Raw genomic sequence first — 25,759 nt, forward strand, 5'->3', positions numbered from 1 at the left:
TCCTCACCCTCTGTTTCTCATTTTGTACTCGATCACCCGCTGATACACAGCCGATGCCATAGCGACGAACGGAATCATTCTGTATTTCGCCATCAGAAGCAGGCATGACCGTTTTGCGTCAAAAGGAGCGGTACCCGTTTTTGAAAGACTTTCTTGAAACACCGGGTCCGCGCATATCACGCCAACATTTCTAAGCTTTTCAAACAGCCGGCGGCTGCCGCTCGTTTTCCATTCATTCAGCATGCAGATGCTGCTGTGAAGAACGATAAAGGTATCAAGCTCCTTGCGATACTCCTCCAGTTTGTTGTTCTCCTGTAAAAACGCCGCATTCGCCTCATACAGCGCAAGTCCTGATTCAAACAATTTTTTCTGATAGCGCTGCACAATGGAGGAAAGGTGAATTCGGTAATGATAGAGCGGCGTTTTTACGTAGGCTACTGAGCGGGCGAAAAAATGAGCCCTGAAGCTGAAAAACTGATCCTCGACATGCTCCAGCTCGCCTCGGAGCGGAAACGATAGCCGATGGGCTTCAATCATGCTTCTTCTGTACAGTTTGTTCCATGAAAACCCTCTGACCTTCCCTTCGAATAACGCCTTGATATAGTGCTCCTTCGGCTGATCCTGATAGGTTTGGGCAATGTCAGAGTCCATGGTTTTGCCAGTGTCCTCAAACTCTGCGGCGTAATTGCAAATGACCAGATCAGTTTCATCGCCTGCTGCCCGGAGCATCTGCTCGCAATAATCAGGCTCAATCCAATCGTCTGAATCGATAAACGCGATAAATTCGCCGCGTGCCGCCTCAATGCCTTTATTCCGAACCGCACCGAGACCCTGGTTCTTCTGATGAATCACCTTGAACCTGTTGTCCATTTTGGCGTATTCTTCGGCGATATCCGGACTGGCGTCTGCTGAACCGTCATTAACAATGATGATTTCTATATTGTCCACTGTCTGGTTCCGCAGTGATTCGAGACACGTTCTGATATATGTTTCTGTGTTATAAACAGCGACTAACAGACTAACCGCAGGTGTTTCCATAATGACCGGCTCCTCTTGCATAAATTACCGGGAAAAAATCGTTCTGTAAGGCAGAACGGATGAATCAACCGGCATAAGCAAATAACTGTAAAGAAAATAACAAACAACGATAGCGATATAGATAAGGGCGTTCGATTTTTCATCAAATATCCTGACAAAATAAGGGACTAAGATCATTTGATACAGACCGAAATAAATATTGAATCTGGCAAAAATCACGTCCTTTGTGGCCAAAAGGCCGAACAAAAAACCAAGCAGGCACAAATTGACGACAATATCGATTTGCGGCCACAGACTCCGCAATCGTTCTTTATAGCAAAATGCAAGGAACAGCGGCAGAACCAAAACAGCGATTTTGATCACATTCATTCCATTTGTGTTCGTCATGAGCCATTTTTCATAATGGCTGTATGAGCTGTTTTCAAGTACAACGACAAACACAGAAATAAATTTTTGATATAAAAATGTCATGCCGAGAAATAAAGCGGATAGGCCGAATATCGCCGGAGACCAGGCTTTTCTTCTGACAATAAAGTACACCGGAATCATAATCAGCGCCGACGAATGAAAGAGCGAGCTGACCAGCACAATCAGGAAATATCGCTTCCAGTTCCCGCTGATGATATAACGGACCGCCCAAAACAAAGCAGCTGCGACCATGTATTGCCTGATGCCGTTAAAAGACGCGTAGTAATGAAAGGTTCCCAAAAACAAAAAGACACTCAGCTCAAACGGCCTGCCATAGTTGGCGAGTGTCTTCATAATAAAGCTGTAGGTCACGACCGCCACCGTAAAATACATGATTTGAGGATCTTCCGTGATGAAATTCATCAGCCAAAGGAGTGCGGTAAACCCCGGATCTGTCGCTGTTTTCGCTGTGCCGAAACCGAATATCTGCCACACATTTTGATAATCGCCCGCCAATTCGTACAGCAGCGTGTACGTCTGAAAATCCGTGCCGACTCGATAGCGGAGACCTGACACGAGCACAAGTGAAGCGAGCGGAATCCAGATCAAAAGCTTATTCGGCCGATACCCCGTGGCAAGCGAATCGTCACGGCCGCCGCACATTTTAGCGAACCAAGACCAAATAAATACAATCCCCATATTGACGGCATATACAATCATCGGTTATGGTCCTTTTCCGTGCTGATGTTGTATACATTCAGCAGCGCTCCTACATTTTGCTGTGCATCGTAGCCAAGTTGAGCGAGTGTTTCTTTGATGAACTCACGCTTCGGCCTGCCTGCGGCGGCCGCCCTTGCAATGGTTTCAGCCCAGACGCTGATCGGTTCAGAAAGACTTAATCTTGTGACAAGCCCGAGACCGGCGTCGACTTTTTCTGTAATGCTGTCTGAAATGATGCATGGAAGCCCCGACGCCTGCGCTTCCACAAGCACAACCGGCAAGCCTTCGTACAGAGACGGCATGACAAACACATCAAATGTGCGCATCAATTCATGGATCCGTTCTTCAGTGCCTAAAAAGAGAACATCTGATAGCAGATTCTGCCGGCGCGCCTCCTCCTCTATCTCCCCGCGCAACGGCCCGTCTCCCGCCAGAACGAGCTGAAAGCGAACGCCTCTTTCCTTGAGATGTGCGGCAAGCTTCAGCAGGAACGCGTGGTTTTTCACTTCATGAAACCGGGCCACATGGCCAATGATGAGCCGGTCGGCTGCAATGCCGCGTGCTGCTTTTTCTTCATCAGCCGCCTGCCCATTTGGGGCGAATAACTCAAGGTCAATCCCGTTAGGAAGAAGGTGAACACGCTCCCGCTCCATGTTGGACTGTCCAAATAAAAACCTGCCCGCATCCTCTCCGCAGGCACATAGCGCTGTCGCATTTGCCAAAATGAGCCGCCTGAACACGAGCAGCTGCAATCGATCCTTCCAATTGAAGCCGGTCTTCCAAGACGTATTGTGGGAATGGCATACCCTGACCGGCACTCCGGCGAGCCTTGCCGCAAGGGCGATAAAACCCGTTTGGAAATCCGTGTGCGCATGAACGGCGCTGAACGGCCCGTTTTCTTTTATCGCGTTTCTCACATTCCTCACAAATGTAAGGGGATTGCTTTGCCCAATGCTCGGGACATAAAAAAGCCGCCCGCCTAAAGATAAAATCTCTTCATCATAAGCGCACGGATCATTTCGATACGTTAAAAAATCAAATTGCACTTTGCTTTTGTCCATCTTCCGATATAAATTCATTACCATGGTTTCCGCGCCGCCCCTGTTCATGCCACTGAGAACATGGAGTACGCGCTTTTGGCTGCTATTCATGCTTGACAAGCCCTTCCTTTTGGTTCATCACTCTTTTTTTATGGTAGCGATTCATCACGGCTGCAGGCATAAACGCGCGGATTAACGGTTTTGCGATATATATGTAATCAGATAAAGGAAGCTTCAAGCGTCTGCACGCCTGATAGACAAGGATGGCATTGTCAATTGAATACGTAAATGACCGCCGTTTGAATGCATCGCTGTCTTCCCTCACTTTATACAAGGCTTCCTGAAGATTATAGCCCCTGAAGCCCTCTTCAAAAAAGCGAAGCCACAAATCAATATCTTCCATTCGTCTCGTCCGCCGCACCGACCGGTAGCCTTTCAGCGTGCGGTAGGCACTCGCCCTCATCATAATCGTGCCGTGGCAAAATGGAGTCCCTTTTGCCATGATGCCCGGCTCCGGAACAGAAGGCAGAATGCGGGTGCCTCTTACGCCAAATTCATCAAACACAAGCATGCCGGTGCCAACCACCTGATAGTGTCGGTGCTTTTCTAAAAACGCGACCTGCTTTTCCAGACGGCGCGGAAACGAAAGGTCATCTCCATCCTGACGTGCGATATAATCGCCTGTCGCATGCGAAAGACAATGATTTAATGATGCGGCAAGCCGCTTATTTGTTTTGTTTTGAATCAGTTTGATGCGGTCGCTGTAATGAGCGGCATACTGCTTCGCGATACGGAGCGTGCCGTCTGTTGACGCATCATCGCACAAAATCAGCTCCCAATTTTTATAGGATTGGCTGAGTATGGATTCTATGCTTTCTGCCAATGTGCGTTCGCAATTATAAATGCCCATAATGACAGAAACTTTCGGTCCTGAGTTCATACGCTTTTCTCCTTTGTATCCATATCCATGTACGCGGAATAAATATCTGCCATTTCTTCCACCGTTCGCGCCTCCGAGAAGCGCAAGGCTGTTTTTCGGCCTTCCTGTCCCAGCTTTCGGCAGAGCTCCGGCTTATGGTAAAGCTGTTCAATCCGGCGGGCAAAAGCAGCACTGTCACCGATTTTGATCAGAAAACCGTTTTCTCCGTCGCGAATGATTTCCCGATGCCCGCGATTATCTGTGGCGATCGCCGGTTTTTCTGCCGCCATTCCCTCAAGCACATTCATACCGAGGCCTTCTCTAATGCTGGATGCGACAGATACATCCGCAAGCTGAATCAACTCATGTATGTCGCTGCAAAAGCCGTAAAAACAGACATTGGCGGAGGCACCAAGCTTTTCAGCTAACGTTTGATACGTATGTTCCATTGCCCCTTCCCCGGCAAACACAAGGCGGAGTGAGGGAATTTTTTCTTTTAGCAAGGCTGCGGCTTCAATTAACTGCTTCTGGTTTTTGTTCAGATTGAGCTCAGCCGGATAAACCAATATAAAATCATCTTCACGGAACCCGTGCTTTTCTCTGAGTCTTTGCTGCTCTATCGGACTGACAGGCCGGAAACGCTCGGTATTGACGCCAATGCCGTGAATTTTCTGCGTCCTTCCGCCCGGCCTTTGAAGTCCTTTCGCCCGTTTATAATCCTCTTCATTAATCGTAATCAGGCAGTCCGTATATGCTGAAAGCCATTTCTCGATCGGATAGTAAAGAAACCAATTTTTCATTGGTGCTCCTTTGCAGAAGTGAAATCCGTGCGCTGTGTACAGCACCTTTGTTCCGTGCCGCCGTGCCTGCCTCGCCGCCAGTCTGGCGAGAACGCCGCCGACCGGTGTATGGCAATGGACAATGTCGTATTCATAGGTGTCAATCACTTTCTTCAGCTGCCTATAAACGGCCAGGTTCTGAGGATCAAAAGGTGACCTGCGAATCGGGATGGAGAATTTCTCATCCACATACGGCAGCTTGGTTTGTCCGTTCGCAGCGACATGAACCTCCCAGCCCATTTGTTTGAACCATTTAAAATAAGGGAGGTGAAAGGCCTTAAAATGATAATCAACAGTCGCGCAAAACAATATCTTTTTCGTCATTTTCACTCCCCCTAATGAACGCTGGCAGCCGTCATTTCTTCTGATGTATTGATTGCCGCAAACAGCCTCGCTCTCAGGTCGGCTTCCGGCAGCTCATGAAAATCCTCGATAAAGCGCATCAGCACCGGCCAATCGCCGTCCACCGCTTTACCGATGTGAATTTTTGGAAAGATTTGTTCAGCATGGACTTCATTTTTGTTCAGCAATTCTTCATACATTTTTTCGCCCGGACGAATGCCTGTGAATTCGATTGGAACCTGCTCAGTCGTGTAGCCGGACAAATGAATGAGGTTTTTGGCAAGATCCACAATCTTTACGGGCTCTCCCATATCGAGAACGAAAATCTGACGCCCTTTCGCCAGTGCCCCAGCCTGAATCACAAGCCTTGATGCCTCGGGAATCGTCATGAAATAGCGGGTCATTGCCGGATGTGTTACTGTCACCGGGCCGCCTTTTTCAATCTGTTTTTTGAAAATTGGAATGACGCTGCCGCGGCTCCCGAGTACATTGCCGAAGCGAACAGCGACAAATTTGGTTCTGCTGACTTTCCCTAGATTCATAATAATCATCTCTGCGAATCGTTTTGTCGCCCCCATTACGTTGGCTGGGTTCACCGCTTTGTCCGATGAAATCAGCACGAATGTCTCTGTTCCCGACATATCGGCTGCTTCCGCGACATTTTTTGTTCCGATAATATTGTTTTTGACCGCCTCTTCTGGATTGTGTTCCATTAAAGGCACATGCTTATGGGCAGCTGCATGATAGACAACATGCGGCTCGTATTTTTTCATCAAGGTAAACATTTTATCGCGGTCCTGCACATCAGCGATTTCCGTATGGAACACAATGTGTTTGCCGAATCGTCCGTTCAGCTCTGTATAAATCGAATGAATGCTGTTTTCCCCATGGCCGAGCAGAATAATTTCCTTAGGCTGAAACGCGCTGATCTGACGGCAGATTTCCGAGCCGATTGATCCGCCCGCTCCCGTGACGAGAACTGTTTTTCCTTTGATGCGGTTCGAAATTTCGCTAGTGTCGAGGGTTACCGGCTTTCTGCCGAGCAAGTCCTCAGCTTTTACATCTCTGATTTGTCCTGCAGTTCGTGTGCCAAGCAGCATTTCATCAAAATGAGGCATAATTTTAATGCTTACTCCGGTTCGCACACATTCTTTATATAACACCTGAAGCTCATGGGTGCGGAGTGAAGGAATGGCAATAATAATATAATTAATTTTGAGCTTTTGCACCGCAGGCATGATACTTTCTTTACCGCCGATTACGGGCAGTCCCATAATTTCTAATTTATGCTTCGTTTGGTCGTCATCAATAAAAGCGACAGGTATGATATCAGGTTCATCTTTCGAAAGCAGCTGCCTGACCATCAGAGTCCCACCTGAGCCCGCCCCGATAATCAGCGCGCGGGACGAGGCGCAACGTTTTTTCCTGATGCTTTCGTTTAATACTCTGGATAAAATACGGGTCCCTCCAATAGACAAAAGCTGAAGCACCCAGCACGCGGTTAACAGACGGAAGAACATCGTATGATACACAGCATACTGAATGATACCGGTCACAGCGGCGGAAAGCGTAATGCCCTTAAGCAGGACAATCAGCTCGCCGAGTCCGGTGTATGTCCACACCTGTTTATACTGATTGAACAGGAAAGCACACACATGATAGCTGAGGAGCAAGCTGACAGCGGTAAGCAGTAATGCTCCGGAGTCATAAAATTGATAGGAATCTTTTAAAAATTGATATCCTGCAATAACTGAATTTAAAACGAGGTAAGTATCCAGCGCAATAATCATTGACAGTCTTCTCCGGTAACTCAACCTTTTCCCCCCTAATTCTTTTATCGGTTTAGCTGCGGCGGTTTTCGTCTCTCCAAAAAATCGGCAGCAGCTAAACCGACAATACCTCCTATGTATATATGAGATAAGTGGGCATTTAACCCATCCTCACGCCCCGCCAGCGACGACCAGCATCTAAGGCAGCAACTTCAGCTGCCCACAGCAGAGCCGAGTGCCTCCATTGATACAGGTCAGGAGACATCACCTTTACAAAAACTAGTAGGAATAGTGTTCCGATTTTTTCATTTTCTTTTTGTTTAAAAGAGCGCCTAACAGCTTCGCATTGGATTGTTCCAGTGCATCTTTTGCTTTCAGAACGGTATCGGTTTTTGTTTTTCCGCTTAAAACGACGAGCACGCTGCCGTCTGTCTGATTTGCTAGAATCTGAGCATCTGCAACAGCCAAAAGAGGAGGGGAATCAAAGATGACGAGGCTGAATTGTTCATAGATCTCAGATATTAAATCTCCCATTGCTTTTGAAGACAACAGTTCTGCCGGGTTTGGCGGGGTCGGCCCGCTTGTCAGTACATATAAGTTATCGATCGGCGTCTTTTGCACCGTCTCACTGAGTGAAGCATTGCCGACCAGCACATTTGTCAGCCCGGTTACATTATCAACCTGAAACGTCTGGTTGATGGTCGGCTTTCTTAAATCGGCATCCACCAGCAGTACTTTCTTTTCCTGCTGCTGCGCAAAGACAGCCGCAAGATTCGCTGCACTGAACGATTTACCTTCACCAGGCACAGAGGAGGTGACGAGGATAGATCGCAAGTTGGTCTGGACAGATGAGAACTCAATGTTTGTCCGAATGGTGCGATATTGTTCCGCAACAACTGATTTATTGTGTAAAACAGATATTTGAGCCAAACCTCGCCTTGCTTTCTTTTTTCTAAAGATCACTCGCTTCACTCCCCGAAATGTTTTATCCCGCGATTCCGCCCTTTGTGGACATCAGGAACGGAGCCTAAGCATGGCAATCCGGTTCTCTCGCTGAGCTGCCGTGCGCTTTTGCATGTATCATCGAGAAAATGCAGAAAAAATGCCAGTGTAATGCCGCCCATGACAGCAGCGCCAAAAGCCATGACCATATTTCGCAGCCTGGCCGGCTTGATCATCGGGCTTTCAGAAGCCTTCGCCTCTGATAATATATGTACGCCTTGTACATTCATTCTTTCATCTACTTCTTTTTCAAACTTGTTCACTAACGTGTTCGCAATCTCAGCTGCTTTCGCCGGATCGTGATCCTGAACGGCAACGTTGATTATTTCTGATTCATTTTCACTGCTGGTAACCACTTTTCCTTTCAGCGAGGAAGCCGATTCAGATAGGTGCAATTCCGCCTTAACTTCTTCCATCAAGGCAGTGCTTTTCATAATCGATTGGAACGTGCTGCTATACTGAAGATTTCGCTGGATGTCACTGAGATTCGAGTTTTCTTCACCGTCTGATTCATGAACCAGCACCTGTGTCGACGCCTGGTAGGTCGGTGAAATGACCTTAAATTGCACAAAACCCATAATAAGGGTGACGCCGATTGTGATGAGCAGAATCAGCACGAATCTGTGTCTGACAATCGCATATAATTCTTTGAAACTCATATTCTCATTCATGTATTCATAGCCTTCAGCCTTCCCGCGGCTGGCTTCCCGCGCCCCTTTCTGTTAATGATTGGATTATAAAAGAAAACGTTATTATTTAAAAATTGCAAAATAAGCCAATAAGTTCTCTTTAGAGAACAAAATCATGATTTTCCTCTAATTTACTGCACTTCCCTTATTATTTTAAATTTTATAAAGAACGGAAAATTCCTTATAATGAACGAAATAACGACAGGAATAGAGGAGAATTTCATATTATGATTGGAAGAATTATCCGTTTGTACCGTAAAAGAAAAGGCTATTCTATTAATCAGCTGGCTGTTGAGTCAGGCGTATCCAAATCCTATTTAAGCAAGATTGAAAGAGGCGTTCACACGAATCCGTCCGTTCAATTTTTAAAAAAAGTTTCTGCCACCCTGGAAGTTGAATTAACAGAATTATTTGACGCAGAAACAATGATGTATGAAAAAATCAGCGGCGGTGAAGAAGAATGGCGCGTACATTTAGTGGAAGCCGTACAAGCCGGGATGGAAAAGGAAGAATTGTTCACTTTTACGAACAGGCTAAAGAAAGAACAGCCTGAAACTGCCTCTTACCGCAACCGCAAACTGACGGAATCCAATATAGAAGAATGGAAAGCGCTGATGGCGGAAGCAAGAGAAATCGGCTTGACTGTCCATGAAGTCAAATCCTTTTTAAAAACAATGGGAAGATGATGATCGGTTAAGGGCTAACGTTCGCATCTATAGGGTAAATCTGTTTATAATGGGGGAAAAAGGGAGAGGACACAATGACTCATCAAATAGTAACGACTCAATACGGCAAAGTAAAAGGCACAACGGAAAACGGCGTACATAAGTGGAAAGGCATCCCCTATGCCAAGCCGCCTGTCGGACAATGGCGTTTTAAAGCACCTGAGCCGCCTGAAGTGTGGGAAGATGTCCTTGATGCCACAGCGTACGGCCCTGTTTGCCCGCAGCCGTCTGATTTGCTCTCACTGTCGTATGCTGAGTTGCCCCGCCAGTCCGAGGATTGCTTGTTTGTCAATGTATTTGCGCCTGACACTCCAAGCCAAAACCTGCCTGTCATGGTTTGGATTCACGGAGGCGCTTTTTATCTCGGCGCAGGCAGTGAGCCATTGTATGACGGATCAAAACTTGCGGCGCAGGGAGAGGTCATTGTCGTTACACTGAACTATCGGCTGGGGCCGTTTGGCTTTTTGCACTTGTCTTCATTTGATGAGGCGTATTCCGATAACCTTGGGCTTTTAGACCAAGCCGCCGCACTGAAATGGGTGCGAGAGAATATCTCAGCGTTTGGCGGTGATCCCGATAACGTAACAGTATTTGGAGAATCCGCCGGCGGGATGAGCATTGCCGCGCTTCTCACTATGCCTGCGGCAAAAGGACTGTTCCAGAAAGCAATCATGGAAAGCGGCGCTTCTCGAACGATGACGAAAGAACAAGCGGCGAGCACCTCGGCAGCCTTTTTACAGGTCCTTGGGATTAACGAGGGCCAACTGGATAAATTGCATACGGTTTCTGCGGAAGATTTGCTAAAAGCGGCTGATCAGCTTCGGATTGCAGAAAAAGAAAATATCTTTCAGCTGTTCTTCCAGCCCGCCCTTGATCCAAAAACGCTGCCTGAAGAACCAGAAAAAGCGATCGCAGAAGGGGCTGCTTCCGGCATTCCGCTATTGATTGGAACAACCCGTGATGAAGGATATTTATTTTTCACCCCGGATTCAGACGTTCATTCTCAGGAAACGCTTGATGCAGCACTCGAGTATTTACTAGGGAAGCCGCTGGCAGAGAAAGCTGCCGATTTGTATCCGCGTTCTCTGGAAAGCCAAATTCATATGATGACTGATTTATTATTTTGGCGCCCTGCCGTCGCCTATGCATCCGCACAGTCTCATTACACCCCTGTCTGGATGTACAGGTTCGATTGGCACCCGGAGAAGCCGCCGTACAATAAAGCGTTTCACGCATTAGAGCTTCCTTTTGTCTTTGGAAATCTGGACGGATTGGAACGAATGGCAAAAGCGGAGATTACGGATGAGGTGAAACAGCTTTCTCACACGATACAATCAGCGTGGATCACGTTCGCTAAAACAGGAAACCCAAGCACCGAAGCTGTGAATTGGCCGGCGTATCATGAAGAAACGAGAGAGACGCTGATTTTAGACTCAGAGATTACGATCGAAAACGATCCCGAATCTGAAAAAAGGCAGAAGCTATTCCCTTCAAAAGGAGAATAAATATGGGGAAAACAGGATACATTGGTGCTGCCATTGTTGTGGCAGCTTGTATCATTATTTTGTCGGCCGTGGTATGTTTACGGGACACAGTCTATTACCAGCCTATGTGCTGGACTGGCATCATACTGTTTTTCGCGGGAATTGTGATGGTTCCCGCATACTCAGCAAAAAGAAAACCCGGAAAAGAGAAGTAATTCTCTTTTCCGGGTTTTTTATGTTTATTATAATTTTCCCGCGCGAATATCGTCTGTCATTCCCTCATAAGGAGCCTTCGAAATCACTTCTTCGTTGTCGACTCCTTCATTTTTCAGAAATGTAATTTCCGCAAATTCAGGTACAACGTATTTTGGATACGTTTCATATTTTTCGCGGGATTCTTCCATCAAATCAATGTGGTCATTTTGGTAGCAAACCGTAATTTCAGGATGTTCATGCACCCATTTCGGGAAGAAAATAATGCCGTGCATGCGTTTTTCATTTGGCATAAAGTTTAATGAAACATCCGTGCCAGTCGGCTCTGTCCAAGACACTTTATATACGCCTTCTGTCAGTTTGACAATATTCACTTCCTGATCCCGAACCCAGCGTCCGGCAACCATTCCGCTATGAATTCTATAATCAATTGTATGGTCATTTTTAATATAAATCTCGTATTCCCAGCCGTTTTCATACGTATAAATCATGTGGCTTCCGATAAAGTTTTCCATTTTTCACACTCTCCTTAGTCTTTTACTGCACTTCATAAATGTCTAGTCGAACGTAATCAGGGGTTCTTTCTGCGGAACCGATAAACAAGCGGTCATGGAGCCATTGATAGGCTTCACTGCCTGTTTCAAACGTCGGTACCGTACGGAAATAAACATGCTCCGGATCAATAATTTCCCCGGCTGCCGCTTGTTTTCGAAACGGCTCGCTGACTTGCCGTATTCCATTGTTTTCAATGTAAATCAGTTCATGATCTGCTGTTTCGATCACATACCTGGCAGATAAATCGGTTCTGCCGTCAGCGCGAATCATTTGCGAATCGGCACCGCTCGGCAAAATACGTCCCTTTACTTCCCCGGTTATTGTTCCCGAACGAATCGGAATGAATCGTCTCAGTCCCAGGCTTGTCTCACCAATCGTGATAGGCGGATCAACCTTGATTTCTAAAGAGGCGAATGGTTTTAAAACCGGCTTCTTCACGAGAACCACCTCACCTTCAGAAAAAAATCATGTAACTATTTACATGTTTACTTTAACATCATTGCAGTTAACTGTCAAACAATAGGAACATAAAAAAACAAGGACTGTTTGAAGACAGTCCTTGTCTGAAGCTAGCTTTGATAAGCAAGATATGTGCTGACAGTGCTTTTGGCAAGACAGGCAGAGGAATCTATAATCGGAATCTCACTTTGAGTATGATCTAACACCGCATTTAAATCCGTGCAGGCTGAAATGATGATGTCTGCATGCTGACTGATTTCTTCATATAGCGTCTGCCACAATGCTTTTGAATGCTGCATATGATTTGGCTGTTTGATTGCGGCGATAAGCTGGTTCACAGCCTGCTGCCAATGGTCCTTGTGAACAACTTCTTGTCCATTTGCCTTCAGAACTTTTTGGTAGATGGCGGATTGGATGGTTGGCTCTGTTCCTAAAACCACCGCTTTTTTTGCAGGATGCGGAATCTCTTTTATCGTTTCCTCAACGATATGCAACATAGGAACCGACAATGCCTGCTGAATCTCTTCATAGTAGACATGCGCCGTATTACAAGGCAGCGCAATGAAATCCACGCCTGTTTTCTCGAGCTTTACCGCTCCGTCGATAATCGCTTTTTTCATCTCGTCATGGTCAATTGGACGATCTGCATAGAAGGGCGTCGGGCATGAATAGATCATCATGTGCGGGTAGTCAATATCGTTTGAAGCCCCATACAGCTTCTGACAGTAATCAATCACCTTATCAATAAACGGCGAGGTCGATTTCGGCCCCATTCCGGCTAATATTCCGATCATCAAATTCATTCCTTTCTAATTTGTACGGACCGCTTCTTCTTCTGAGCCATCCTCATAGAGGATAAAGCTTTTCGCAGCATCCCCGCCTAACATAAACTCGACTTCAACAGACAATGCTCGCAGAAAGAAACGGGTTTCCGAGGAAGGAAATAACTCCAGTCTCAGCTGTCCGGTGATCTCCAAATAAAGCCGTTCATTCTCGGCTGTCACCTGTGCAGCCGTTCCATCCTGCAACAGGTAGCTGCCAACATAGCGGCTGTATATCGCCGTATCAATTGCTTTTTTCTTTTTATCAGCAGGACGTTCCGGGACCTCATATGGCTGGCCAAATAGAATATGTTCCGCCGCCTTCAGAATCGCTTGTTCATATTCAGTATCCTCTTCCTTATTACTCAAATAGATCAGCGTTTTACGATGATCGATATATCGGATCATCAACGTCGAATAGCCGGGCCATCCTCCGCTGTGGCTGACAATCCGCCCTTTTTTAGGACTATTTTGCAGTACCCAGCCAAAGCCATAATCAATTGTTTCTCCATTGTTGAGGCGCACTGGAGAAAACGCAGATTCCTTAGAAGCCTTGCTGATGAAATCGTCCTGATATAAAGCCTGATCAAATCGAAACAAATCGCTTGTGACAGAGTTCACGGTCCCATCCCCCTGTATGCCATCGAGATACACAACATAGTTCGTTTCCTCCAGCTCATCAGGGAGGACGTATGTTTCGGAATGTACATCATACACATATCCATATGCATAATGATCAATTCGCTCAGGCGAAAGCCTCCTGTTATACACTCTTGTTTCATTCATGCCTGCCGGTAAAAAAATACTTGTTTTCATAAAATCCGCATAGCTCATGCCAGATGCTTTTTCAATGATAACCGCCAGCAGCACATACCCCGTATTGCTGTACATCCAGCCTTCATTCGGTTCAAAATAACCAGATAGCCCCTCATTCATCAGCATATCGACAATATCCTGATTCACCGCAATCTTGTGTGAATCCCAATTGGCAAAAAACCATCCCATATAATCAGGAAGCCCTGACGTATGGTTCAATAAATGCCGAATCGTTACGCCCTGATACGGAAAACCGGGCAGCCAGCGATCCACTTTATCCTCATAGCCAAGAATCCCCTTCTCCTCCAGCAAGATGATTCCCAATGCTGTAAAAGGCTTTGACAAAGACGCTAACTCAAACAAAGAGTTGGTTTTCAACGGGCGTTTTTCCGTCATTTCCGCATAGCCAAAAGAGTGGTGATATAAAATATCGCCACCCTCCGCAGCCAGAACCGTCCCGTTAAACTGATGTTTTTCGCCTAATGTCTCAAATAACGTCTGAAGATGCTTTCTTTTATTCTGCTTCATTCCTCCACCTCCCATATCTCTGTACGTTACTAACCTACTAACGTTTCAAATATTTTGAAAAACCCTTTAGTTAGAGATCCTTTTTAACCCATCACGTATACCTGTCGTTCACTACTATTTAGTGAAATGAGATATTATGATATTTTCTGAATTGTGATTAAAAAGGCAACTTTATGCCCATGCAACAGAAGCTATAAAAAATACAGAGAATGAAAAGAAACAGATAGATTTTTTAGTTCTTTAGGCCCGTAGACCGTAAATACTTTTATGATTTTCTATCAAACAAAAGAGGAAAATAGACCAGTTGCAATCCAAACGAGAGTCTAATAGAATGAGGTCGAAAAGTAAATCGAGCGGGTTTGTTACTGATAAAGCAGGCAAGACCTAAAATGTGTAAAGGGCAAAGTGTATACTTTGGCGTCACCCCTTACATATTTTAGGTCTTTTTTTATTGTGCGTAACTAACTTGCCATCTTCAAACAGGAGGGCTGGAAGAAGCAGACCGCTAACACAGTACATAAAAAAGGAGACATGAACGATGAACATCAAAAAGTTTGCAAAACAAGCAACAGTATTAACCTTTACTACCGCACTGCTGGCAGGAGGCGCAACTCAAGCGTTTGCGAAAGAAACGAACCAAAAGCCATATAAGGAAACATACGGCATTTCCCATATTACACGCCATGATATGCTGCAAATCCCTGAACAGCAAAAAAATGAAAAATATCAAGTTCCTGAATTCGATTCGTCCACAATTAAAAATATCTCTTCTGCAAAAGGCCTGGACGTTTGGGACAGCTGGCCATTACAAAACGCTGACGGCACTGTCGCAAACTATCACGGCTACCACATCGTCTTTGCATTAGCCGGAGATCCTAAAAATGCGGATGACACATCGATTTACATGTTCTATCAAAAAGTCGGCGAAACTTCTATTGACAGCTGGAAAAACGCTGGCCGCGTCTTTAAAGACAGCGACAAATTCGATGCAAATGATTCTATCCTAAAAGACCAAACGCAAGAATGGTCAGGTTCAGCCACATTTACATCTGACGGAAAAATCCGTTTATTCTACACTGATTTCTCCGGTAAACATTACGGCAAACAAACACTGACAACTGCACAGGTTAACGTATCAGCATCAGACAGCTCTTTGAACATCAACGGTGTAGAGGATTATAAATCAATCTTTGACGGTGACGGCAAAACGTATCAAAATGTACAGCAGTTCATCGATGAAGGCAACTACAGCTCAGGCGACAACCATACGCTGAGAGATCCTCACTACGTAGAAGATAAAGGCCACAAATACTTAGTATTTGAAGCAAACACTGGAACTGAAGATGGCTACCAAGGCGAAGAATCTTTATTTAACAAAGCATACTATGGCAAAAGCACATCATTCTTCCGTCAAGAAAGTCAAAAGCTTCTGCAAAGTGATAAAAAACGCACTGCTGAATTAGCTAACGGCGCTCTCGGTATGATTGAGCTAAACGATGATTACACACTGAAAAAAGTGATGAAACCGCTGATTGCATCTAACACAGTAACAGATGAAATTGAACGCGCGAACGTCTTTAAAATGAACGGCAAATGGTACCTGTTCACTGACTCCCGCGGGTCAAAAATGACGATTGACGGCATCACGTCTAACGATATTTACATGCTTGGCTATGTTTCTAATTCTTTAACTGGCCCATACAAGCCGCTGAACAAAACTGGCCTTGTGTTAAAAATGGATCTTGATCCTAACGATGTAACCTTTACTTACTCACACTTCGCTGTACCTCAAGCGAAAGGAAACAATGTCGTGATTACAAGCTATATGACAAACAGAGGATTCTACGCAGACAAACAATCAACGTTTGCGCCAAGCTTCCTGCTGAACATCAAAGGCAAGAAAACATCTGTTGTCAAAGACAGCATCCTTGAACAAGGACAATTAACAGTTAACAAATAAAAACGCAAAAGAAAATGCCGATATCCTATTGGCATTTTCTTTTATTTCTTATCAACATAAAGGTGAATCCCATATGAACTATATAAAAGCAGGCAAATGGCTAACCTCATTCCTAACCTTTTTAGGAATATTGCTGTTTATCGACTTATTTCCAAAAGAAGAACATGACCAAAAAACAAAATCAAAACAGAAGCCGGACTACCGGGCGGCATATCATTTTACGACGCCGGATAAATGGAAAAATGACCCTCAAAAACCGATCTATTTTGATGGCAAGTATCATTATTTCTATCTATATAACCGGGATTACCCAAAAGGCAACGGCACAGAATGGCGCCATGCCGTCTCAGCTGATTTGGTGCACTGGACCGATGAAGGCGTGGCGATTCCGAAATATACAAACCCGGACGGTGACATTTGGACCGGTTCCGTCGTGGTGGATAAAGAGAACACAGCCGGCTTTGGGAAAAATGCGCTTGTCGCGATTGTGACACAGCCCTCAGCCAAAGACAAAAAACAGGAACAATATTTGTGGTACAGCACAGATAAGGGAAAATCATTCAAATTCTACAGTGGCAACCCCGTTATGCCTAATCCGGGTACAGACGATTTCAGAGATCCGAAAGTCATATGGGATGACCAGGATAACAAATGGGTCATGGTCATGGCTGAAGGATCAAAAATCGGCTTTTATGAATCCGATAATCTTAAGGACTGGCATTACACAAGCGGATTCTTCCCAGAACAGGCGGGAATGGTGGAATGTCCCGACCTCTACATGATGCGGGCAAGCGACGGAACGAATAAGTGGGTTCTCGGTGCCAGCGCGAATGGCAAACCGTGGGGCAAACCAAATACGTACGCCTACTGGACCGGAAGCTTCGACGGAAAAGAATTCAAAGCGGATCAGACTGAAGCCCAATGGCTTGACTATGGCTTCGACTGGTATGGCGGTGTGACGTTCGAAGACAGCAAAAGCACAGATCCATTAGAAAAGCGGTATGCGCTTGCCTGGATGAACAATTGGGATTATGCCAACAACACCCCGACAATGAAGAACGGCTTTAACGGCACAGATTCTGTCATACGCGAACTCCGGCTGAAGGAGCAGGATGGAACATACAGCCTCGTCTCACAGCCGATTGAAGCTTTGGAGCAGCTGACTGTTTCAACTGACGAAATAGAGGATCAGGATGTGAACGGATCAAAAACATTGTCGATAACAGGTGATACGTACCAGCTTGATACGGATCTTTCTTGGTCAGAGCTAAAGAATGCAGGCGTCAGGCTCAGAGAATCAGAAGACCAAAAACGCCATATTGATGTCGGTATTTTCGCTGAAGGCGGCTATGCTTATGTCAATAGAGCAGCCACAAATCAGCCTGACAAAAGCAATACCTATGTCGAAAGCAAAGCTCCTTATGATGTAAGCAAACGTAAGGTGCATTTGAAAATACTTGTCGATAAAACAACGATAGAAGTTTTTGTTGGCGACGGGAAAACCGTTTTTTCAAATGAAGTCTTCCCAAAGCCTGAAGATAAAGGAATTACCCTTTATTCTGACGGCGGCACAGCCTCCTTCAAAAATATAACAGTGAAACACTTTGATTCGATTCATGAATAAAAACAGGGGCGGCGCAGGCTGCCCCTGTTTTTTTATTAGGAGCGGTATTCTCTGTTACATATTGGGCATTGTAAGGAATATAAGGCTGGTTTCAAAGGAGGAAGCGAATGTCTAAACAAGGAAATTTTCAAAAATCAATGTCGCTGTTTGATCTGATTTTGATTGGGATGGGAGCCATCTTTGGATCAGCGTGGCTGTTCGCTGTCAGTAATGTCGCTTCAAAAGCAGGGCCCTCCGGCGCTTTTTCCTGGATCCTCGGAGGAGCCATTATTTTGTTAATCGGGCTTGTATATGCGGAGCTCGGAGCCGCTCTGCCCCGTACCGGAGGCATCATTCGATACCCCGTTTATTCACATGGCCACCTTGTCGGCTACTTAATTTCGTTTGTCACGATTGTCGCTTATACAAGCTTGATTTCAATTGAAGTGACAGCTGTGCGCCAGTATGTGGCCTATTGGTTTCCCGGCCTGACCATTAAAGGGTCTGATTCGCCGACCATTTCCGGCTGGATCTTGCAATTTGCCCTATTATGCTTGTTTTTCCTGCTGAATTATTGGAGCGTCAAAACCTTCGCTAAGGCGAATTTCATCATATCGATTTTTAAATATATTGTGCCGATTACCATCATTATTGTGCTGATCTTTCATTTTCAGCCGGAGAATTTATCCGTTCAAGGATTTGCACCGTTTGGATTTACAGGTATTCAGGCTGCCATCTCGACAGGCGGCGTCATGTTTGCGTATCTCGGCCTGCATCCGATTGTATCTGTAGCAGGTGAAGTCCAAAATCCAAAACGCAATATCCCGATCGCTTTAATCATTTGCATCATCGTTTCAACCATCATTTATACTGTTTTGCAGGTCACCTTTATTGGTGCAATCCCGACAGAAACACTGAAACATGGCTGGCCGGCAATTGGCCGGGAGTTCTCATTGCCGTTTAAGGATATTGCGGTCATGCTCGGGTTAGGCTGGCTTGCAACGCTTGTCATTTTAGACGCCATTCTGTCTCCCGGTGGAAACGGGAATATCTTTATGAATACGACATCCCGCCTTGTTTACGCCTGGGCGCGTAACGGCACATTATTTGGCATATTCTCAAAGGTCAATAAAGATACGGGGACACCCCGCGCTTCGCTTTGGCTTTCGTTTGCCCTGTCCATTTTCTGGACACTTCCCTTTCCTTCGTGGAACGCGCTCGTCAATGTCTGTTCAGTCGCGCTCATTCTTTCATATGCGATTGCACCCATTTCTTCAGCTGCGCTGAGGGTCAACGCGAAGGACTTAAACAGGCCGTTTTATTTAAAGGGAATGAGCATTATCGGGCCGCTTTCCTTTATATTTACAGCGTTTATCGTGTACTGGTCAGGATGGAAAACAGTCTCCTGGCTGCTCGGTTCACAGCTCGTGATGTTTTTGATCTATCTCTGTTTCAGCAAATATACGCCTAAAGAAGATGTCAGCCTCGCTCAGCAGCTGAAATCAGCCTGGTGGCTTATCGGGTTTTATATTATGATGCTGATCTTTTCCTACATCGGTTCTTTCGGACATGGTTTAGGGATTATCAGCAATCCCGTCGACCTCATTTTAGTCGCGATCGGCTCACTTGCGATTTATTACTGGGCAAAGTATACCGGGCTCCCAAAAGCCGCCATTGATTACGATAAATAAAGAAGCAAGAGGTTTTCTTGCTTCTTTATTCTTTACAAACATACATACACGCGATAAAATGAATGAGAGTCAGTCATTATTGGAGGTGTTCCTCATGCCAAAACAAACATCGGGCAAATATGAAAAAATTCTGCAGGCTGCCATAGAAGTCATTTCTGAAAAAGGCCTCGACAAAGCTTCTATTTCTGATATTGTCAAAAAGGCCGGCACTGCCCAAGGAACATTCTATTTGTATTTTTCATCTAAAAATGCCCTCATACCGGCCATTGCAGAAAATCTCCTCACCCATACACTTGATCAAATCAAAGGTAGGCTGCATGGGGACGAGGATTTTTGGACCGTTTTAGATATATTAATTGATGAGACATTTCTCATTACAGAACGCCATAAGGATATTATTGTCCTCTGTTATTCCGGGCTTGCGATCGACCACTCCATGGAAAAATGGGAGACGATCTATCAGCCTTATTATTCCTGGCTTGAAAAAATCATCAACAAGGCCATTGCAAACCATGAGGTAACGGAAGGAATCAATTCAAAATGGACGGCCAGAACGATTATCAACTTGGTCGAGAATACTGCGGAACGATTCTATATCGGATTTGAACAAGATGAAAATGTTGAAGTGTATAAAAAGGAAATTTTTACTTTCTTAAAACGGAGCTTAGGTACTGCTTAAAAAATGACTGGGTAACACCGCTCATTTTTTAATGTCCTAAAAATGACTGACGTTCATTCATAAAAATAGAGAGGTGTTTCATTTGAATTGGATTCTTGTTTTTATTGCAGGGCTTTTAGAAGTTGTTTGGGCCTCTTCCCTCAAACATGCCGATTCGCTTTTGGATTGGATCATCATTTTTATCTTAATCGCGGTCAGCTTTATCCTGTTGATCCGCTCTTATCAAAAAATCCCGATGGCCGCGGCGTACACTGTGTTTGTGGGAATCGGAACCGTCGGAACATATCTGACTGGAATTGTTCTGGGCGAATCCTTCTCAGCAGCCCAAATGTTCTTTTTAGCTTTATTGCTGGCTGGCATTTTAGGAATGAAATTATTTACGAAAGAAAGCAAATCTCAGCCGGGAGGTGAACAATAATGGCATGGTTTTTATTAGTGATTGCCGGCATAGAAGAAATTATAGCTGCCATTGCCATGAAATATATAGACGGAACAAGAAAAAAATGGCCAATCATTGTGATGACTGTTGGATTCGGCTTATCCTTTTACTGCCTGTCCCAAGCGATGATCGTCCTGCCTGCCGGAGTCGCATATGCCGTCTGGACTGGCATTGGAAGCATTGGTGTTTCGGCGGTCGGGCTCATCTGGTTTAAGGAGCGGTTTCAGCTTTCACAGGTGATTTCACTTTGCCTTATCCTAGCTGGCGTCATCGGCCTGCGTCTTACGTCATCTTCATAAAATCAAGGCATATACAGCTGTATATGCCTTTGCCATTAAGCTTCGTGATGTTTTTGAAGATGAAGCGGCGGCGGGATGAGCCAGCCTTTGTTTTTTAGCAGCCTTAAGTATTTTGCGCCGGTTGCCGCTTTCGACATATGAAATTGCCCAAACATCATGGCAATATCCTCACGAATCGATTGCCCCATCATTTTGCTGCATGTCACCAGACCTGCAGCATTTTCTGCTGCCGCGGAAGCCGCCACATCCGGATCGAGAAACCGTGCACCAGGCGGGATATCGTTAAGATCTGCTGTCGGCGGTTCAGGAGAAGCCGGCGGCAGCGCCACCCCGTTTTCTTTCAGGATCGTGCTGACCTGTTTGATTTCATCTTGGCATTTCTCAATAGACTCACGAAGCAGCTTCTTCAGGTCGTCATCACCGACATGATTCAATAGCATTTGGTAATTGCCGACCATTTTATTGCCCGCCATCACATAACTCCACAAGCCGAATACCTCACCGTAATGCATCGGTTCATCCTGCGGATTTCCGCTTAAAATACCCATGTTCATCCTCCTCCCATATTCAATATTGCACATTTCATAACGTGCCCAAGCGGAGGAACATTTATGTTTCAGCGGAAAAGATTTATGAAATGAAACAAAAAAGACAAGAGTGGCAAGTTGCCAAACCATTGTCTTTCCTGTTGTTTGATTGGACGCACTGAAGGGATTCGCACCCCGACAGACAAGATACCGGAAACCATTCAAGTGCTTTTTAATATGAGTCATTGATTCTGTCTTTAATAAACTTTAACGAGATGGCGGGATGCTTTGCGGAAAACGAAATACATTTTCGGGGTCATATTTCGCCTTTATTTCTCGAAGCCGCGCAAAGTTTGCGCCATAATATTCTTTTCCGAAGTTTTCAATGTTTTGATCTGGAACATTAACATATGAACCTGCTACATATGGTTGCATCAGCTGACGCACTCTTTCAACTGATGCAAGATTTGAATCTTCTTGTGATTTATTTTTCCAACTAGCCGTCCATTCCGTATAAAATAATGGATGGCGCCAAAAAAAGGCAGTTTCGTCTTTAGGGATTCTGCTTATAGCACCACCCCAATTGATAAAAAAGAAATTGGCTTCTGTTCCAGTAGCATCTTCCAAAAATTTTCTCATGATTGAAATGGGTTCGTCAGACCAAAAATCATGACCCCAAGCCGAGGAGAATTTAACACTCTGATCATTTCTGCCAGGGATGGGTTCGTCAGGGTCTAAGAAATCTATAGCATCTGGATAGTATAATGTTTTGATATCTGCTTCTGTTGGAGTTCCCGCATGTAATAAAGGTTTTAATAATCGAATCAATTCAGTTTTCGAACCGAGGAAAATTCCTTCTGCATGACACAAACCATTTATTTTGCTGTAAATTTCAAGGTAGCATCCTAATCGTTCATCTACAAACGGAGCCCATTTCTGCCAAGCTTTAAATACCGTTTCTAATTGTTCCCACGGCCAGATAATATTGAAGACGGTTGCTGTTTTAGGGGCACGATGAACTTTGAATGTATATTGGGTATTATATCCAAAGTTACCTCCTCCTCCGCCTCTAGAAGCCCATAGCAAATCCTCATTGTGAGATTGATCTGCGTGAATAATCCTTCCTTTTGCATCTACCGTTTTCAGCGCGAGAAGGTTATCACTTATAAGGCCAATCGATCGTGAGAGTACACCAAATCCGCCGCCCATCGTAATTCCCCCGATTCCAACTGTTGGGCTATCTCCAAACGGAGCCATAAAACCGTCTCGAGCTAATCCCTTTACAAGCGGGCCAACGGGAATACCAGTTTGAACGGTTGCAATCGCGTTTTCTTCATCTAAGAAAACTTTATTCATGTCACTCACATCAATAACAATTCCTCCACTTACTACTGAAAGGTTCTTATCTAAAGCATGGCGACCGCTTCTGACACGTAAGGGCACTTTATTCTCACGAGCCCATTTAATGGCATTACTTACATCGTATGAATTTTGTGCAAAAACAAAGACAAGAGGATAGACATCCACATAAGGGTTCCAATTCTTAATAGCCTCTGTATAGCCGGGGTCTCCTTTGAAGATTACACGCCCTGTCAACTGTGTTGATCCCATATATTATTTCACTCCCAAAGAAATTCGATTCAGATACTAAAATATGCAGGAGCTGGATAATCGCATAGACAAATGATCTACGAACTATAAATATAATACGCTAAGGCCTTTTTCGTCGGTAAGGTCTGCTGAGAAACATTTTTCAAACAATTTTGAGCAAACTTCCTGTCCAAACCTCCAACAAGCGTTTTTTCTTATCGTTTTTAGGAGCAGTGTCCAGTTTTTTTCGGAGTGAATATTCGTTTAGGCCAAAAGAAAAGAGAGATGAAGAAGTGTTTAGTATCAGAGGTATACATCCATACAACAGACTCTAGATCATCATATACTGAATGTATGTAGAAAGGAGACATCAGCTTTGGCAAAATATCGGATTATGACCTTTGACGGCGGCGGTACCTTAGGTGCTTTAAGTTTACAACTATTAAACAGATTGGCTAGGCAAAACCCGAAGTTAATTAGTCGAACCCATGTATTTTCGGGAAATTCAATCGGTTCATTTACTGCCCTTGCATTAGCAAGCGGAAGATCTCCGAGGGAAACACTTCAGTATTTTGAGGATGAAATCCTACCCGCATTCAGCATTTCCCGGCCAGGCGGACCTGTTTTCAACCAACAATTACCCTATTCCGGTTTTATTAAAGCGGTAAGAAATTTTTTCCCAGCAGATCTTCAACTTATAGATTTAAGAAAACGAATTGTTGTCCCATCATTCAAATTATACTCTCAAAAACTGGATCGTTGGACTCCTGTCTTATTTCACAATTTTCCCGGCTCTCCCTATTTAAATGAGAAAGTAAGTGATGTCATACTGCGGAGCAGCGGTGCTCCCGCGACGCAACGGGCCTATCAAAACTATGTGGATGGGTATGTAGTAGCAACGAACCCTAGTACAGCCAGTATCGCGTTTGCAGTTGGTAAAGCCAACGTGCCATTGGATCAAATTGCGGTATTGTCCATCGGAACAGGTGAAGCCCCGACCCGGTTAAGAAGAGATACGAAGGGATGGGGAATGGTAAGTGCAGATAACATCCGCCCCGAAAATCTGAAGAACCTTCCTCCAAATTGGGGAGTTCTTTTGGACAGGTCGCCTAATGAACCTTTACTGCCATTTCTTCAGATGATTGCTGGCGGTAATGGGTACTATGAATCCATGGTCAGTGCGAATCTTCTGGGAGATCGTTTTTTCCGGTTAGATCCACGGATTCCGAACTTCTCCAAAACGGACCCTGCCGTCGTTCCCGCTGTCATTGAAATTGCGAACAAAACCAACTTACAGCCTGCGATTCAATTTATAGAGAAGAACTGGGGGAGCAAATAAATTTTTATTTTAAAACTATTCTCACTTATCCAATTTTGTCCGAGAGAAGATTCTCAAAATAAATACAGGCAATGGGTAGAACCGGATTTTTTAAAGGTTTGTTAATCACAAGCTAATAAGATGAATGAAAAAATCAATTCATACTTCTTCTTTTGAAAGTGAGGGTTCAAACTAAAGAATGTAATTGAAATGTTACTCTAAGGTATGCAATTCCCTTTTTCACACAAAAAAGACAAGAGCGGCAAATCGCCAAACCCTTGTCTTTCCTGTTGTTCTATTGGACGCGCTCGGAGGGATTCGAACCCCCGACAGACGTGGTACCGGAAACCACCGCTCTATCCAACTGAGCTACGAGCGCATATAGACTGCGTTATGAGAACGTCAGCACAACTAATTATACGATAATTCCATTCAAATAACAACCCTCTATTTCGAGAGGCCGTTTTTTAAATAGACAAAGCATCTTAATTGGCAATCTGACATACGATGGTTTGAACCCCTGTATTTTTGGGGAAAATGGGAAAAAGAGACGACTTTGCATATCAGGCCAGCTTTTTGTTTGACCTTTATTGACCAAAAATGTATCATGTAACTACATACTTACCTAAAAGGTGAAGGAGGAGCATTATGAATTTAATACCTACAGTCATTGAACAAACGAACCGCGGGGAAAGAGCGTATGACATTTATTCTCGTCTATTAAAGGATCGAATCATCATGCTTGGATCTGCGATTGATGACAACGTTGCGAACTCCATCGTGTCACAGCTTTTATTCTTAGCAGCAGAAGACCCTGAAAAAGAAATTTCTCTTTACATCAACAGCCCGGGCGGCTCTATTACAGCCGGTATGGCGATCTATGATACCATGCAGTTTATTAAGCCGAAGGTATCTACAATTTGTATCGGTATGGCTGCGTCAATGGGCGCGTTCCTGCTTGCAGCCGGCGAAAAAGGCAAACGCTATGCGCTTCCAAACAGTGAAGTCATGATTCACCAGCCTCTTGGCGGTGCGCAAGGTCAGGCGACAGAAATTGAAATTGCCGCGAAACGCATTCTCTTGCTTCGCGACAAATTAAACAAAGTCCTTGCTGAACGTACTGGCCAGCCGCTTGAAGTGATCGAACGCGACACAGACCGTGATAACTTCAAGTCTGCTGAAGAAGCGCTTGAATACGGCCTGATTGACAAAATTTTGACTCACACAGAAGACAAAAAATAATCAACAAAACCTGCAAGAGCTGCGTCTCTTGCAGGTTTTTTCAT

25 protein-coding genes and 1 tRNA gene are annotated in these 25,759 nt (G+C 44.8%); 11 read left to right on the forward strand and 15 right to left on the reverse strand.

All coding sequences use genetic code 11. The features are described from left to right. Positions 1–3 precede the first annotated feature (3 nt). From MKY10_RS18400 to MKY10_RS18435, 8 genes are all read right to left on the reverse strand, one after another. Entirely contained in the window at positions 4–1,038 is a 1,035-nt protein-coding gene (locus MKY10_RS18400; protein ID WP_015251180.1) for a glycosyltransferase family 2 protein, read from the reverse strand. Between the two features lie 24 nt (positions 1,039–1,062). Beyond that, the gene (gene epsG, locus MKY10_RS18405; protein WP_015251179.1) at positions 1,063–2,166 is read right to left on the reverse strand and encodes a biofilm exopolysaccharide biosynthesis protein EpsG; all 1,104 of its coding nucleotides are present in this window, start codon (positions 2,164–2,166) and stop codon (positions 1,063–1,065) included. Further along, positions 2,163–3,317: a glycosyltransferase family 1 protein gene (locus MKY10_RS18410; protein WP_038427930.1), complete on the reverse strand. Its 1,155-nt coding sequence runs from the start codon at positions 3,315–3,317 to the stop codon at positions 2,163–2,165. The genes epsG and MKY10_RS18410 overlap by 4 nt, the downstream gene beginning before the upstream one ends. Next, positions 3,310–4,146: a glycosyltransferase EpsE gene (epsE, locus tag MKY10_RS18415; protein ID WP_003228255.1), complete on the reverse strand. Its 837-nt coding sequence runs from the start codon at positions 4,144–4,146 to the stop codon at positions 3,310–3,312. Before epsE ends, MKY10_RS18410 begins: the two co-directional genes overlap by 8 nt. Next, positions 4,143–5,288 (reverse strand): glycosyltransferase family 4 protein, encoded by a 1,146-nt coding sequence (locus MKY10_RS18420; RefSeq protein ID WP_061891011.1) that lies wholly within the window; start codon positions 5,286–5,288, stop codon positions 4,143–4,145. Before MKY10_RS18420 ends, epsE begins: the two co-directional genes overlap by 4 nt. Positions 5,289–5,299: 11 nt before the next feature. Beyond that, a complete protein-coding gene (locus MKY10_RS18425) occupies positions 5,300–7,120 on the reverse strand; it encodes a nucleoside-diphosphate sugar epimerase/dehydratase (RefSeq protein ID WP_171518537.1) in 1,821 nt (606 codons plus the stop codon). A gap of 234 nt (positions 7,121–7,354) precedes the next feature. Next, the gene (epsB, locus tag MKY10_RS18430; protein WP_003228249.1) at positions 7,355–8,038 is read right to left on the reverse strand and encodes a protein tyrosine kinase EpsB; all 684 of its coding nucleotides are present in this window, start codon (positions 8,036–8,038) and stop codon (positions 7,355–7,357) included. Positions 8,039–8,043: 5 nt separating this feature from the next. Continuing rightward, positions 8,044–8,748 carry a YveK family protein gene (locus MKY10_RS18435; protein WP_003228247.1) on the reverse strand — a complete coding sequence of 235 codons (705 nt, stop codon included), beginning with the start codon at positions 8,746–8,748 and terminating at the stop codon, positions 8,044–8,046. Between the two features lie 245 nt (positions 8,749–8,993). Between MKY10_RS18435 and slrR the strand changes: the two genes are divergently transcribed. From slrR to MKY10_RS18450, 3 genes are all read left to right on the forward strand, one after another. Continuing rightward, positions 8,994–9,452, forward strand: coding sequence for a transcriptional regulator SlrR (gene slrR / locus MKY10_RS18440; RefSeq protein WP_048654996.1), 459 nt, complete (start codon positions 8,994–8,996; stop codon positions 9,450–9,452). 74 nt (positions 9,453–9,526) lie between these two features. Then, positions 9,527–10,996, forward strand: a complete 1,470-nt coding sequence (gene pnbA, locus MKY10_RS18445; protein WP_048654997.1) for a para-nitrobenzyl esterase — start codon at positions 9,527–9,529, stop codon at positions 10,994–10,996. Positions 10,997–10,998: 2 nt separating this feature from the next. Beyond that, the gene (locus MKY10_RS18450) at positions 10,999–11,190 is read left to right on the forward strand and encodes a hypothetical protein (protein ID WP_048654998.1); all 192 of its coding nucleotides are present in this window, start codon (positions 10,999–11,001) and stop codon (positions 11,188–11,190) included. Positions 11,191–11,217: 27 nt separating this feature from the next. On the opposite strand, the gene padC is transcribed toward MKY10_RS18450, so the two are convergent. From padC to MKY10_RS18470, 4 genes are all read right to left on the reverse strand, one after another. Beyond that, positions 11,218–11,703, reverse strand: coding sequence for a phenolic acid decarboxylase (gene padC, locus MKY10_RS18455; RefSeq protein WP_015384708.1), 486 nt, complete (start codon positions 11,701–11,703; stop codon positions 11,218–11,220). Positions 11,704–11,725: 22 nt separating this feature from the next. Further along, positions 11,726–12,181 (reverse strand): DUF3237 domain-containing protein, encoded by a 456-nt coding sequence (locus MKY10_RS18460; protein WP_046160878.1) that lies wholly within the window; start codon positions 12,179–12,181, stop codon positions 11,726–11,728. 131 nt (positions 12,182–12,312) lie between these two features. Further along, a complete protein-coding gene (gene racX, locus MKY10_RS18465; RefSeq protein ID WP_015251173.1) occupies positions 12,313–12,996 on the reverse strand; it encodes a broad specificity amino-acid racemase RacX in 684 nt (227 codons plus the stop codon). A 15-nt stretch (positions 12,997–13,011) separates the two neighbouring features. Beyond that, the gene (locus tag MKY10_RS18470) at positions 13,012–14,367 is read right to left on the reverse strand and encodes a serine hydrolase (RefSeq protein ID WP_015251172.1); all 1,356 of its coding nucleotides are present in this window, start codon (positions 14,365–14,367) and stop codon (positions 13,012–13,014) included. 538 nt (positions 14,368–14,905) lie between these two features. Here MKY10_RS18470 and sacB point away from each other — a divergent pair. The 6 genes from sacB (at position 14,906) to MKY10_RS18500 (ending at position 21,038) form a co-directional block, all read left to right on the forward strand. Further along, positions 14,906–16,327 (forward strand): levansucrase, encoded by a 1,422-nt coding sequence (gene sacB / locus MKY10_RS18475; protein WP_001022105.1) that lies wholly within the window; start codon positions 14,906–14,908, stop codon positions 16,325–16,327. Between the two features lie 73 nt (positions 16,328–16,400). After that, positions 16,401–17,951 (forward strand): 2,6-beta-fructan 6-levanbiohydrolase, encoded by a 1,551-nt coding sequence (gene levB / locus MKY10_RS18480; RefSeq protein WP_048654999.1) that lies wholly within the window; start codon positions 16,401–16,403, stop codon positions 17,949–17,951. A gap of 107 nt (positions 17,952–18,058) precedes the next feature. Beyond that, positions 18,059–19,621, forward strand: a complete 1,563-nt coding sequence (gene aspP / locus MKY10_RS18485; protein ID WP_003228228.1) for an aspartate/proton symporter AspP — start codon at positions 18,059–18,061, stop codon at positions 19,619–19,621. A gap of 94 nt (positions 19,622–19,715) precedes the next feature. Further along, positions 19,716–20,300: a TetR family transcriptional regulator gene (locus MKY10_RS18490; RefSeq protein ID WP_003244443.1), complete on the forward strand. Its 585-nt coding sequence runs from the start codon at positions 19,716–19,718 to the stop codon at positions 20,298–20,300. Positions 20,301–20,382: 82 nt separating this feature from the next. Then, entirely contained in the window at positions 20,383–20,718 is a 336-nt protein-coding gene (locus MKY10_RS18495; RefSeq protein WP_061891010.1) for an SMR family transporter, read from the forward strand. Next, complete coding sequence (locus MKY10_RS18500) at positions 20,718–21,038, forward strand: QacE family quaternary ammonium compound efflux SMR transporter (protein ID WP_003228222.1); 321 nt, start codon at positions 20,718–20,720, stop codon at positions 21,036–21,038. The genes MKY10_RS18495 and MKY10_RS18500 overlap by 1 nt, the downstream gene beginning before the upstream one ends. A gap of 35 nt (positions 21,039–21,073) precedes the next feature. On the opposite strand, the gene MKY10_RS18505 is transcribed toward MKY10_RS18500, so the two are convergent. After that, complete coding sequence (locus MKY10_RS18505) at positions 21,074–21,586, reverse strand: DUF3231 family protein (RefSeq protein ID WP_003243249.1); 513 nt, start codon at positions 21,584–21,586, stop codon at positions 21,074–21,076. A 246-nt stretch (positions 21,587–21,832) separates the two neighbouring features. Next, positions 21,833–23,176, reverse strand: coding sequence for an FAD-binding oxidoreductase (locus tag MKY10_RS18510; RefSeq protein ID WP_015251168.1), 1,344 nt, complete (start codon positions 23,174–23,176; stop codon positions 21,833–21,835). 355 nt (positions 23,177–23,531) lie between these two features. Between MKY10_RS18510 and cotR the strand changes: the two genes are divergently transcribed. After that, positions 23,532–24,494 carry a sporulation hydrolase CotR gene (gene cotR / locus MKY10_RS18515; protein ID WP_029725962.1) on the forward strand — a complete coding sequence of 321 codons (963 nt, stop codon included), beginning with the start codon at positions 23,532–23,534 and terminating at the stop codon, positions 24,492–24,494. A 282-nt stretch (positions 24,495–24,776) separates the two neighbouring features. Here cotR and MKY10_RS18520 read toward each other — a convergent pair. Then, positions 24,777–24,852: transfer RNA gene (locus tag MKY10_RS18520), tRNA-Arg, on the reverse strand. A 269-nt stretch (positions 24,853–25,121) separates the two neighbouring features. On the opposite strand from MKY10_RS18520, the gene clpP reads away from it, so the two are divergent. Next, positions 25,122–25,715 carry an ATP-dependent Clp endopeptidase proteolytic subunit ClpP gene (clpP, locus tag MKY10_RS18525; RefSeq protein WP_003228214.1) on the forward strand — a complete coding sequence of 198 codons (594 nt, stop codon included), beginning with the start codon at positions 25,122–25,124 and terminating at the stop codon, positions 25,713–25,715. Positions 25,716–25,759 lie beyond the last annotated feature (44 nt).

It is taken from the genome of Bacillus sp. FSL P4-0290 (genome assembly GCF_037975435.1).
Lineage (GTDB): Bacteria > Bacillota > Bacilli > Bacillales > Bacillaceae > Bacillus > Bacillus subtilis.